At 41.3% G+C, this 12,302-nt stretch carries 10 protein-coding genes; 5 read left to right on the top strand and 5 right to left on the bottom strand.

Features of this window, described 5'->3' with window-relative positions:
* Nucleotides 1–35: 35 nt before the first annotated feature.
* Nucleotides 36–881, bottom strand: coding sequence for a transketolase (locus ACXZ1K_RS18040; RefSeq protein WP_458971077.1), 846 nt, complete (start codon nt 879–881; stop codon nt 36–38).
* Nucleotides 882–1,040: 159 nt separating this feature from the next.
* On the opposite strand from ACXZ1K_RS18040, the gene ACXZ1K_RS18035 reads away from it, so the two are divergent.
* The 3 genes from ACXZ1K_RS18035 (at nt 1,041) to ACXZ1K_RS18025 (ending at nt 5,073) form a co-directional block, all read left to right on the top strand.
* Complete coding sequence (locus ACXZ1K_RS18035) at nt 1,041–2,456, top strand: PQQ-dependent sugar dehydrogenase (protein ID WP_458971076.1); 1,416 nt, start codon at nt 1,041–1,043, stop codon at nt 2,454–2,456.
* Nucleotides 2,457–2,543: 87 nt separating this feature from the next.
* Nucleotides 2,544–3,692: an alpha/beta hydrolase gene (locus tag ACXZ1K_RS18030; RefSeq protein WP_458971075.1), complete on the top strand. Its 1,149-nt coding sequence runs from the start codon at nt 2,544–2,546 to the stop codon at nt 3,690–3,692.
* A gap of 127 nt (nt 3,693–3,819) precedes the next feature.
* The gene (locus ACXZ1K_RS18025) at nt 3,820–5,073 is read left to right on the top strand and encodes a sugar MFS transporter (RefSeq protein WP_458971074.1); all 1,254 of its coding nucleotides are present in this window, start codon (nt 3,820–3,822) and stop codon (nt 5,071–5,073) included.
* Between the two features lie 137 nt (nt 5,074–5,210).
* Here ACXZ1K_RS18025 and bcp read toward each other — a convergent pair whose 3' ends face one another.
* From bcp to ACXZ1K_RS18005, 4 genes are all read right to left on the bottom strand, one after another.
* A complete protein-coding gene (gene bcp, locus ACXZ1K_RS18020; RefSeq protein ID WP_458971073.1) occupies nt 5,211–5,672 on the bottom strand; it encodes a thioredoxin-dependent thiol peroxidase in 462 nt (153 codons plus the stop codon).
* A gap of 5 nt (nt 5,673–5,677) precedes the next feature.
* Nucleotides 5,678–7,393 (bottom strand): M23 family metallopeptidase, encoded by a 1,716-nt coding sequence (locus ACXZ1K_RS18015; protein ID WP_458971072.1) that lies wholly within the window; start codon nt 7,391–7,393, stop codon nt 5,678–5,680.
* A 2-nt stretch (nt 7,394–7,395) separates the two neighbouring features.
* The gene (locus tag ACXZ1K_RS18010; RefSeq protein WP_458971071.1) at nt 7,396–8,007 is read right to left on the bottom strand and encodes a fumarylacetoacetate hydrolase family protein; all 612 of its coding nucleotides are present in this window, start codon (nt 8,005–8,007) and stop codon (nt 7,396–7,398) included.
* A gap of 109 nt (nt 8,008–8,116) precedes the next feature.
* Nucleotides 8,117–8,641, bottom strand: a complete 525-nt coding sequence (locus ACXZ1K_RS18005) for a T9SS type A sorting domain-containing protein (protein ID WP_458971070.1) — start codon at nt 8,639–8,641, stop codon at nt 8,117–8,119.
* 160 nt (nt 8,642–8,801) lie between these two features.
* Between ACXZ1K_RS18005 and ACXZ1K_RS18000 the strand changes: the two genes are divergently transcribed.
* Both ACXZ1K_RS18000 and ACXZ1K_RS17995 read left to right on the top strand, forming a co-directional pair.
* Complete coding sequence (locus ACXZ1K_RS18000) at nt 8,802–10,754, top strand: KUP/HAK/KT family potassium transporter (protein WP_458971069.1); 1,953 nt, start codon at nt 8,802–8,804, stop codon at nt 10,752–10,754.
* A 7-nt stretch (nt 10,755–10,761) separates the two neighbouring features.
* Nucleotides 10,762–12,297: a glycoside hydrolase gene (locus ACXZ1K_RS17995; RefSeq protein WP_458971068.1), complete on the top strand. Its 1,536-nt coding sequence runs from the start codon at nt 10,762–10,764 to the stop codon at nt 12,295–12,297.
* Nucleotides 12,298–12,302: the final 5 nt, after the last annotated feature.

Below are 12,302 nucleotides of genomic sequence, written 5' to 3'. Positions count from 1 at the left end.
GTCAAGTTTGCTTTGCAGGTTTTTAGTGCTCCCGCTTAGTAGTCTTTTAAAGAACTTGTTAACTGATTTAATGATGATGCCAATTGCTCATCATTAGGCGCAACGCCATGCCATTTATGCGATCCTACCATGAAGTCCACACCATATCCCATTTGAGTGCTCATTAAATTTAAAATCGGCTTACCCTTACCAGTAAGTGATTTTGCATAATGTAGCGCCTTAACAATAGCCTCCATGTCATTACCATCGGAGTTGATGACATGCCATCCAAATGCTTCAAACTTTTCCTGAAGATTTTCCAGAGACAATACTTTCTCTGTTGGGCCATCAATCTGTTGACCGTTGTAATCTATACTTGCAATTAAATTGTCAACTTTGTTAAAAGGAGCATACATAATTGCTTCCCAGTTTTGGCCTTCCTGTAACTCACCATCTCCATGTAAAGAGAAAACAATAGACTTGTCTTTATTTAGTTTTTTAGCCAATGCCGCTCCAATAGCTACAGACATACCTTGTCCCAAAGATCCTGATGCTACTCTGATTCCAGGAAGTCCTTCATGTGTAGTTGGGTGACCCTGAAGCCTTGAATTCAGTTTCCTAAACGTAGCTAGCTCACTCACACCAAAATAACCAGATCTGGCTAAAACACTATAAAATACCGGAGAGATATGCCCGTTTGAAAGGAAGAACATATCTTCGTCCTTGCCCAGCATCGTAAAATCTGAGGAGTGGTTCATCACTTCAAAATAAAGCGCGGTCATGAAATCTGCACAACCTAACGATCCACCTGGATGGCCCGACTGGCATCCATGAACCATTCTAACAATATCCCGCCTTACTTGGGATGCGATATCTTCTAATTCTTTAATTGTATGTTTCATTAACTTGGTTATTGATTAATAAACAAACTTAGATAAAATTGTTTTGATATTTATGCCTTCTATTACCCATATTAAAAGAACTTTTAACCTATTTGACTGTTGGATTATTATTCTCTAATTTGGAACCTGTTGCCCTGAAACCCTGAACCTCACATTTTTATGAAATTTAAAGCCTCATTTCTTGTCTTTGCTTGCTTTATTTGTATCGCATCTTCTTTCGTTTTTAAAAAGGCCGACTTTACTACATTACAGTCTCAAGGGTTTGAGATTGATACTTTGGCAGATAATCTGAGGGTGCCATGGCAAATCGCTTTTTTGCCAGATAAATCTATGATATTTACGGAACGGGAGGGTAGGGTAAGGCTATATCGCAATGGAAAGCTTGTTCCTAAACCTGCATTTACTGCTAACGATGTGGTCTTGCGAAATAAAACGGGTGTATTAGGGCTTGCCGTTCATCCAAATTTTTCAATTAACAGGTACGTTTACCTTGCATCTAACTATCAGCTCGGAGACAGGATGAAGTTGCGTGTGGTAAGATTTGCGCTTAAAAACGACACTTTGGTTGAACCACTGGTCATCCTTAAAGACATTCCCGCCAATCAAAATCATACTGGCTGCAGGTTGGTTTTTGCACCCGATGGAAAACTTTACATCACCACCGGCGATGCAGATCAGCCCATGCTGGCGCAGGACCTGAAAACTTACAACGGGAAAATCCTCAGGTTCAATGATGATGGTAGTATTCCGTCCGATAACCCTTTTTTTAAAAACGATTCTGCAAGAAAAGAGATCTGGTCTTATGGACACCGCAATCCCCAAGGCTTAGTATTTCAGAAAAATACAGGTTTGCTGTTTGAAACAGAACACGGGCCAACCGGTGGAGATGAAGTGAATATCATTACAAAAGGTAAAAATTATGGATGGCCCGTTATTCATCATGACGATGCAAAGAGTGGAATGGAAGGCCCCCTTGCACAGTATACACCTTCAATTGGTCCTGGCGAGGCCATGTTCTATGAGGGCGATAAAATACCTCAGCTTAAAGGGAAACTGCTGGTTGCATGTTTAAGAGGGGAGTCTATATTGGCGATTACCCTGCAGGGAACGAAAATTACAGATCAACAGGTATTGATGAAACAACAATATGGTAGGATAAGATCGCTCGTAACCGGACCAGATGGTTACATTTATTTTTCTACCTCGATGCATGATCCGGGCGAGGGACATCCCCGTGATGAACACGACGATATGATTCTCAGATTGAGGCCTTCAGGATCTGTTCCGATGGTTGCCAAACAACTTCAAAAAACGCAAACAATTGCCGGCAAAAAGCAAACTCCGGCACTTTTGTTTCAGCAGCTTTGTGCAAGTTGTCACGGTGATAAGCTGCAGGGCACAGATAGGGGGAAATCCCTGTTGCGTGGAACATTTAAATACGGTGCAAGCAAACAAGCCATAGTAAAGAACATCACCAATGGTATTGTAGAAAAAGGTATGCCGGCATGGACTGGTGCTATTAGTAATGCTGATATTAACAAATTGGCGGACTATATTTTCTCCTATTCCAAGTAGTTGTGCTAAATACTTCCAGAATCACTTTGCTGGAAAACAATAAGTTTAGAAGGTATGTATATAGATAAACCTATAAAATATCTATCTATGAAAACAAGAAAATTAGCAAGTGCGGCTTATGCAGCAACGTTTATGCTGGCATTGGCATCATGCAGCAGTAGTTCAACCAGTTCTAATTCTGCGGATACTTCCGCAATGAAAACAGATACTTCGATAACTGATACCATGGCGTCCACACCGGCAGATGTGAAGCCAATGGGGCCTGCTCCTGAATGGGGGCCGTCCATTAAACCACAAATGCAGGCTGTAATTGAAAAACTGGCCAGTTACAAAGACACGCCAATCCCAGAGTTAACCGCTGTGAAGGCACGTAAAAATCATACACCAACAGATGCGGTTATGGATTTGATGAAAGAAAATAATATTCCAATGCCTGTTTTAAATGTTGATACTATGGGTAAAGATATACCTGTAACAGGCGGTAATATTCATTTAAGGATTTATACGCCAAAAGCAGGTAAAGATCCAATGCCAGTAATCGTTTATTACCATGGTGGAGGTTTCGTGATTGCCAACCTGGATGTGTATGATGCTTCTGCAAAAGTGCTGGCTGATAAAGTTGGAGCTGTTGTGGTTTCAGTTGCCTATAGACTGGCTCCGGAACATAAATTCCCAACTGCTCATAATGATGCTTTCGCTGCTTATCAGTGGGTGGTTAAAAATACCAGCTCCATCAAAGGAGATCCAAAAATGATCTCAGTTGCCGGCGAAAGTGCGGGTGGGAATCTGGCAGTCAATACCGCGATCATGGCCCGGGATAAAGGCATCATGCTACCAACACATATTTTAGCAGTTTACCCGGTAGCTGGTTCTGATATGAATACGGAATCTTATAAAAAGAACGCAGCTGCAAAGCCATTGGATAAGCCAATGATGATGTGGTTTGTTAAAAATTATTTAAACAGCATGACCGAAGGAAAAGACCCAAGAATTAATTTGGTGGCAGCAAATTTAAAGGGATTACCATCAACAACCATAGTTACTGCAGAATACGATCCATTGCAAAGCGATGGTATGCTTTTGGCAAATAAGCTAAAAGCGGCTGGGGTAACAGTAGATTCTAAAAATTATGACGGCGTTACGCATGAATTTTTTGGAATGGGCGCGCTTGTGCCAGAGGCGATGGACGCGGAGACCTATGCGGCAGATCAAATTAAAAAAGCATTTGGTAAATAATCGGGATTAAATTTTTTAAATTACTAATTAAGGGCTGTTGTCTCATTTTTATGAGCGATGGCCCTTTTAGTTTTAGCGGTTTTTGCTATTTTAGTAGGAATTCTTCTAATTACCTCACAAATTCGCTATGACTGCTAAAAAATCTTTAAACCCTATTGTGATTATTGGGGCATTGTTCTTTGTTTTTGGCTTTGTGACCTGGCTAAACTCTGTTCTTATACCATATTTAAAGATAGCATGCGAATTGAGCAATTTCGAATCCTATCTTGTAGCATTCGCCTTCTATATCGCTTATTTTGTAATGGCTTTGCCTTCGGCCTGGATTCTAAAACGTACTGGTTTCAAAAAGGGAATGGCGCTGGGACTGGTGATCATGGCTATTGGTGCGCTGCTATTCATACCAGCTGCTTTAAGCAGGACCTACTTTTTATTTCTCGCGGGTCTTTTTATACAGGGAACAGGCCTGGCAGTGCTACAAACAGCATCTAATCCTTACATTACCATTTTAGGGCCCGCAGAAAGTGCAGCAAAACGAATTAGCATTATGGGGATCTGCAATAAAGTAGCCGGTGCGATTGCTCCAATCTTATTGGGGGCTGTAACACTAAGTGACGCGGATGGTGTCAAAACCAGAATCCTGAGCATGAATATTGCTGAAAAGTCGGCTGAGCTTGACTTGTTAGCGCATCGGGTCATCTGGCCATACGTTGCCATTATCGTAGTGCTGGTCATTTTAGCAATCTTAACTTCCCGATCCGGACTCCCGGAAATTGATACTGATAATGAGGACGAAGCGATTGCTATAGCAAATACCAATAAGAGTAGCATTATGCAGTTCCCGCATCTTTTACTTGGTGCATTAACTTTATTCCTATACGTTGGGGTAGAAGTTATGGCTGGTGATACGGTAATTAGTTATGCGTCATCTCAGGGAATTGCCTTATCAACTGCAAAGTATTTCACTACTTTCACTTTGATCAGTATGATTGCAGGTTACATCATTGGAATTATATGCATTCCAAAATACTTCTCCCAGCAAACAGCGCTAAAGTTTTCGGCCATCTTGGGGGTAATACTTGCCCTTTGTGCCATTTTTACCCAAGGATACATTTCGGTTTTATTGATATCGCTATTGGGACTGGCAAATTCATTGATGTGGCCGGCAATATGGCCACTGGCAATTAGTGGCTTAGGAAGATTTACTAAAACTGGTGCATCCCTGCTTATAATGGGTATTTCAGGTGGTGCACTACTGCCTCTGCTTTATGGTTATCTTAATGATGCAATTAATGCCCAGCAGGCTTACTGGATAATGGTACCTTGCTATATTTTCATTTGGTATTATGCAGCTCACGGGAATAAGATCAGAAGCACAAATTAATTGAACAAAATGAACGGCAGCAATCTCATTCTTTAAGCATATTTTTATGAAACAGAAGGGAAGCAATTTGCGCTATCCGGGTGAGGGTTCGGTTTTCATGCATTAAGCTCCCCTTCTTGTATATTATTTTAGAGCTACTAGGCTAACAGTTCCAATACTTGGCTTGTCGCATTCTTTGTATCTACTTTGCTGATGATGTGAAGAATCGTCCCTTCTTCGTCGATGATAAATGTTTTACGGTTGGTACCCATATAGGTTTTCCCATACATACTCTTTTCACCCCAAACGCCATACGCTTCAACGATCTTTTTATCAGTGTCTGCAAGCAGCGGAAACGGGAGCTGGTGTTTCGTAATGAATTTTTTGTGCGATTTTTCGTCGTCAGTACTCACGCCAAGAACAACAATACCTTTAGCTAAAAGCCCCTGATAATTATCCCTGAAATCGCATGCCTCAGCAGTACATCCCGGGGTATCGTCTTTAGGATAAAAATAGAGAACAACCTTTTTCCCGGCAAACTGTGCCAGCGAAATCTGGTTTCCATCCTGATCCTGTACGTTAAACTCTGGTGCCTTTTGGCCTTCCTTTAATTCGCTCATGATATTTACTTATAAAATGTAATTGAATATTTTTTAATGTTGTCTTTCATATCCACCACTACCAACTCCAGGTTGTGCTTTCCGCGAGCAGTCATCTCATCAAAAGTATGCCACAAAGATGCGGTTTTCGTATCAAACTCCATCAGTACCCACCTGCCATCAATATAGCCGTTGAAAGTTTTAATCCCGGAGAGGTTATCACGGATCTTAAACATCATCTTACCAATGCCTGCCATGCTTTTGCCATTCGCAATATTTTGCGGCAAAATCACTGGTGCTACCGTATCAATTCCTATGTAAAAATTCCCGAAACTGCGGGGCTTCGCTTTCACATAACCGTTCTCATAATAGCCACCTTGCGAAGAACCTCCGCTACTTACAATCAATGCCTTGTCTTTATATTTCTCCAAATTACTGTCGGCCTTAATCCATAATTCAAATCCGATGTGAAGTGGGGTCACGTTGTTGTGGATCTGATGCATGGCAGAAAATGTGCCTGCAACTGCTCTGGGTTGGGTTTTATAAACAAAGTTAAGATCGTTATACAGCGTTCCTTTGGGCAAGACAACCTTCACCTGGTCAGTATTAAACTCATTGTCCTTAGCATATGAGAAGGTATTTCCCAGCACAGGCGCAACCAGTGCTGGCGCTGTTTCTGCTTTAACCTGGAAACTCAAAGTACTTTTATTCCCTTTGCCATCCGTTACCACATATTTAAGCTGATGTACTGCCCCATCATTAAAATCAATCCGGCCTCGATTAACCAGGTTCGTATAAATTGAAAGGGGATTACCAGGGTCTACAAAACTCTTTTGAACGCTCCTTTTTGTGCTTAAAAAAAGCGGATAGTCGATGTGTGAATTGATAGCTTTACTGTCCTCAAATTCAAAACTCTCCACCGCAGAAGTAAAAACAGGCTTTTCATCAAGGTATAATTCAATAGAGTAAACACCGTTTAAGCCAGAAGCGCCATTATGACGGTCTGTGGCCACAATGCCAAAACCAATCTCTCCACCCAAATTAAGGGTAGATGGCCCCACCAACTTATAGCTTCCGTAACTACCCGCCACTGCTAAGGCTTGCTTAGGCGTAAATTCATTAAAGGGTTTTTTATTCAGCCGGTAAACATACATGGAATAGATAACTGGAGGGATGTTATCGGGTATTTCCAGCCCAAATAGCAACGGGTTTATGGTTGATTCTGTCTTGGTATCTCTAATCTCAAAATGTAGATGCGGTCCACCTGAACTGCCTGTATTCCCACTATAAGCAATGACATCACCTTTGTGTACTGGTATCAGCATCTGATCAGGGAACTCATCTATCTCATAGCTTTTCTTTTCATATTGCAAGGATTTAACTTGTTGCGCAATTTTCGGACTGAACCTGGAAAGATGCCCATATACTGACGTATATCCATTGGGATGATTGATATAAAGCGCTAATCCGAAACCGCTGTTCTGTACTCTTAATCTTGAGATATAGCCATCCGCAATGGCATATACAGGATAACCTTGTCGCTGATTGGTGCGGTAGTCCATACCAGAATGAAAATGATTGGGTCGCAGTTCGCCAAACGAGCCGGCCAGGGCAGGAGGAACGATGTCTAAAGGTGATCTGAAATCTGTTAGCGGATATTTATTGGTGCTAAATACTTGTTGAGCTTTAGCTTGCATGGCGAAAAAAGCCAGGCATAGCAGTAGGAAGGAAGATTTCACCATAGCTATTTGATCTCGAAATTAAGCAGTTCATGACTTCCAAGCCGGCCAACAAGTTGATCGCCCTGGTATACCTGGCCAACTCCTTCCGGGGTTCCGGTAAATATCAGATCACCTTTTTTAAGGGTGATGTATTGTGATACAAACGCGATGATCTTTTCATAAGAGAAAAGCATGTTACTGGTATTTCCTTTTTGTTTCAATTCCCCATTTATAGCCAACTCAAAATCCAGGTTAGCAAGATCACCCAAATTATCCTTGGATAAAAAACTACTGATTGCAGCAGAATTGTCAAAAGCCTTTGCAAGTTCCCAGGGCAGGCCTTTAGTTTTATGATCGGCCTGGATGTCCCTCGCAGTAAAATCTATCCCAAGTCCAATTTCGTCAAAATACTTCGCCGCAAATTTTTCCGCAATGTGCTTTCCTTCTTTACACACTTTCAAGACCACCTCAACTTCGTAGTGGATATCGTTTGAAAAATCAGGGATATAAAAAGGTTTATTGTCCTTCAATACAGCAGTGTCTGGTTTAAGGAAAATAACAGGTTTACCCGGTACAGGGTTGTTTAACTCTTTCGCATGCGCACCATAGTTGCGCCCAATAGCAATAACTTTCATTAAGTAGTGTGTTTTATACGAAAATAGGAAAGAATACTGAAACGGAGGTCATCCCGAATTTATTTTGCTTCGCTGCTTCTTCGAGATCAGTATGAAGTAGCTATGTTATTTATAAAACCGAAATACGTTTTACAACGGTTTCAGCCCCGGCAACAATTTTCAGGAAATAGATACCGGTATTTAAGCGATCAGGAATGTTATAGGTCTTGGTTTGTTCCCCTGCACCGATGCGCTCATTTGCCAAAGTAACTACTTCATTTCCCAACAGGTCCATGATCTTAACAGAGAAACTCGCTTCACGATCAATGCGCACCATTACATTTACTTCATCATCTACGGGATTAGGGTAAACCTTTAATACTGATAATAATTTATCGTTCTTAGCTGCTATTCCAGTGGATGTAGTTTTGCTTGCAGAAATAATCTCAGTATATGGGATAAAACCGAAATTATACTTGGGTTTGTAAGTAGGTACACTTCCTTTAATTAAAGGGGTATTGACCATCTTTTTGGAGCGAATGCTATTGATAGAGCTATCAGGTTTCTGAGCGAAAACAACCACACTGCTTAAGATGCAGATGCCTGCGAGGCAAATGATTTTTAGCAGAAGCGTTATAATTGGTTTTATGCTCATATAGATGGAGTCAAAAATATAAATAATAAAACAAAAAAATCAAGGTTTTTGTTCCTAAATTATTCTTTTAACAATATTTAACAAGTTATTACGTTTATGACTCCTTTTACTGCGCAGTTATTCAATTTTAAGCTAGTTTTGCGCAACTATTAAAACTATCGTGACGAGCCAAAAAAAATTGAATGCCTTAACGGCAGGCGGACTTCTTGTAAGCCTCGGTATTGTTTATGGAGACATTGGCACCTCCCCGCTATATACGCTTAAAGCTATTTTCAATGCTGCGGTGCATGGAGGCCAAAGTGTAGACAATTACCTGGTATTGGGTGCTTTGTCCTGCATCATCTGGACATTAACATTGCAAACCACTGTAAAGTATGTGATCATTACCCTTAGGGCAGACAATAAGGGTGAGGGTGGTATTTTCTCCCTTTATTCACTGGTTAGAAAAAAGGCCAGGTGGCTTGTAATACCAGCCGTAATAGGTGGTTGTGCATTGCTGGCTGATGGTATCATCACACCAAGTATCACCGTTACTTCTGCTATAGAGGGCTTGCAGTTAAAGTTTCCAACGGTGAGTGTGATACCCATTGTATTGGCGATTATTACCGCACTGTTCATCATACAGCAGTTCGGTACAGATCTGGTGGGTAAATTATTTGGTCCCGTGATGTTTCTTTGGTTTGGCACACTTGGGGTGCTCGGCTTTCTATATGTTTTGCAAGACCTCAGCATTTTAAAAGCTTTAAACCCATACTATGCTTATCACCTCCTGATCAGTAATCCCCTGGCCCTGCTTATTTTGGGTGGTGTTTTTCTTTGTACTACAGGAGCTGAAGCCCTTTACTCTGATATGGGTCACTGCGGCCGGAAAAACATCAGGGTAAGCTGGATCTTCGTAAAGATCATGTTGATTTTTAATTACCTCGGACAGGGTGTTTGGGCTTTGAAGCACCACAATTACAATACAGAACTTAATCCTTTTTTTGAAATTGTGCCACCGCAATACTTGCTATTCATGGTAGCTTTAGCTACTTGTGCAGCCGTAATAGCAAGTCAGGCGATGATTACCGGCTCATTCACCTTAATTTCTGAAGCGGTGCGTTTAAACCTCTGGCCTAAAGTAAGGATCAATTACCCCAGCAATCAAAAAGGACAAATCTATGTACCCTCTATCAACTGGATACTCTGGGCCGGCTGTCTCGGCGTGGTGCTGATATTTAAGAATTCCGGAGCAATGGAAGGTGCGTATGGATTAGCCATAAACCTTACTTTCCTCGCTACTTCTATTTTAGTAGCCTTTTATATGAAGCGCAAAAAAGTGCCCCTTTATGCCATAGTTGCCTTTTTGGGCGTTTATGGTTTACTGGAACTTACCTTTTTAGTGGGTAATATGGCCAAATTCTTCCACGGTGGCTGGCTAACGGTAACCATTGGTATCCTTATATTTACGGTCATGTGGAGCTGGTATATTGCCAGAAAGATCAAAAATCGTTTCGTGAAGTATGTGGAGATTGAAGACTATTTCCAAATCATCAGCGAGCTTAGCAATGATGAGTCCGTTCCAAAATATTCATCACAACTGGTATACCTAACCAGCGCCAATTTTAAAACAGAGATCGAGTCAAAGATTATTTACTCTATTATACAAAAGGAACCAAAACGAGCAGATGTGTACTGGTTGGTACATGTTGATGTGGTAGACGAACCTTATACTCGCGACTATAAAGTAGAATTCCTGATTCCAGGGAAACTAATCAGGATAGATTTTAAACTCGGTTTCAGGGTAGAGCAAAGCGTAAATCTGCTGTATCGTAAAGTAATTGAAGAATTGGTTAAAAATGGCGAGGTCGACATCACCAGCCAGTACAAATCTTTAAATAAGCACAAAATAGCTGGCGATTTCAGGTTTGTATTGTTGGAGAAGCATCTCTCCAAATTCAACAAGTTGAGCTTTTACGAACGCAGCATCATGGCATACTATTTTGTTTTAAAGAAGCTCAGTCTTTCAGAAGTCCGCAGTTTTGGATTGGATTCCAGTTATGTTGACGTAGAAAAGGTGCCGCTTATCTTTGTCACACCAGATGATATTGAATTGAATCGTTTGCCTGTTTAGCGCAGTTATGAACCAAAATACATTAGTAAATACTTTTTTCATTTTTGCAACAATACTGTTTAATTACTTTGCAGCCAGTGGGCAAGACAAACAGGTTAACTTAACTGTTGATCTCAATAAAACCTTTCAAATCATTAATAATTTTGGTGCCTCGGACGCCTGGGCCTGTCAATTTGTAGGCCACTGGCCAGATGAAAAGAAAAACAAAATTGCCGATCTTTTATTCAGCAATGACAACCTCGCTGATGGATCTCCAAAGGGGATCGGCTTGTCGATGTGGCGTTTCAATATTGGTGCCGGCAGCGCTGAACAAGAAAAAGCAAGTGGAATCAGGGACGAATGGCGACGAGCCGAATCATTCTTGAATGGCGACGGGACTTATAACTGGGATAAGCAGTCCGGACAAATATGGTTTCTTAAAGCCGCAAAAGCACGTAAAGTAAGCCAGTTTTTAGCCTTTACCAACAGTCCACCTGTTCAATTCACCACCAATGGAAAGGCATTTGCCAATAATGGAAGGGTCAACATTGCGGCCAACCGGTATAATGATTTCGCCGTATTTCTTTCAAATGTCATATCTGGCGTAGAAAAAATCACCAATATTAAATTCAATTACCTATCTCCAATCAACGAACCACAATGGGAATGGAGTGATGGCGGTCAGGAAGGCGCACCGTTTTCAAATGCTGAGATTGCAGGTGTTACAAAGGCCATCAATCAGGTGTTAGTTAGCAAAAAGTCAGATACTAAAATCATTATCGGCGAAGCCGGCAGTGTAGAATATTTATTTAGAGATGGTGATAAACCGGGCAAGGGATCCCAAATCAACGATTTCTTCAAACCAGGCGCCCCAAATTATTTGGGCAACCTTCCAGCTGTAGCACATACCATCACCGCACACAGCTATTTCACCACATCGCCAGCTTCGCTTTCAATAAGAGCACGCAAAGCGATAGCCGGAGAAATTTCAAAAATACCGGGCTTGAATTATTGGCAGTCGGAATATTGTATTCTTGGCGATAATGCCGGCGAAATAAAAGGCAGCGGTCGCGATTTAGGAATTGACGCGGCGCTTTACCTGGCTTCTGTTATCCATACCGACCTAACGGTGGCTAATGCATCGGCATGGCAATGGTGGACGGCCCTTTCGCCGTACAATTACAAAGACGGTTTGATATATCTGGATAAAAACAAAACAGACGGTAATTTTTACCCAAGTAAAATGTTTTGGGCGCTTGGCAACTATAGCCGCTTTATTAAACCTGGCGCAATTCGCGTAGATGTGAAATCGGCCGAAGCATCACCTCTGAAGACTCCGATCCATACATCCGCGTTTAGAAATGGTAAAACGATCAGCCTGGTGCTGGTTAACTCCAATTTTGAAGACATTACAGTGAATATTAATTCGGCTGACGGGAAAATCAAGTTTCTGTCTTCAAATACTACATCAGCAACTGAAGATTTAAAAATGGCGAAAATAACAAGTGGAAAAATTCTTCTGCCTCAACGCTCCATCGTCACCCTAACAGGGAAGATTTTGTAGTGAAG

The sequence above is a fragment of the Pedobacter jaeyakensis genome (assembly GCF_054461315.1).
The sequence above is the reverse complement of the archived record's forward strand: the minus strand, read 5'-3'. Positions and strand labels throughout refer to the sequence as shown.

Bases quoted from the DNA above. Each gene is read 5' to 3' on its own strand.
- ACXZ1K_RS18040 (WP_458971077.1), bottom strand. From the start codon at position 881: ATGAAACATACAATTAAAGAATTAGAAGATATCGCATCCCAAGTAAGG.
- ACXZ1K_RS18035 (WP_458971076.1), top strand. From the start codon at position 1,041: ATGAAATTTAAAGCCTCATTTCTTGTCTTTGCTTGCTTTATTTGTATC.
- ACXZ1K_RS18030 (WP_458971075.1), top strand. From the start codon at position 2,544: ATGAAAACAAGAAAATTAGCAAGTGCGGCTTATGCAGCAACGTTTATG.
- ACXZ1K_RS18025 (WP_458971074.1), top strand. From the start codon at position 3,820: ATGACTGCTAAAAAATCTTTAAACCCTATTGTGATTATTGGGGCATTG.
- bcp (WP_458971073.1), bottom strand. From the start codon at position 5,672: ATGAGCGAATTAAAGGAAGGCCAAAAGGCACCAGAGTTTAACGTACAG.
- ACXZ1K_RS18015 (WP_458971072.1), bottom strand. From the start codon at position 7,393: ATGGTGAAATCTTCCTTCCTACTGCTATGCCTGGCTTTTTTCGCCATG.
- ACXZ1K_RS18010 (WP_458971071.1), bottom strand. From the start codon at position 8,007: ATGAAAGTTATTGCTATTGGGCGCAACTATGGTGCGCATGCGAAAGAG.
- ACXZ1K_RS18005 (WP_458971070.1), bottom strand. From the start codon at position 8,641: ATGAGCATAAAACCAATTATAACGCTTCTGCTAAAAATCATTTGCCTC.
- ACXZ1K_RS17995 (WP_458971068.1), top strand. From the start codon at position 10,762: ATGAACCAAAATACATTAGTAAATACTTTTTTCATTTTTGCAACAATA.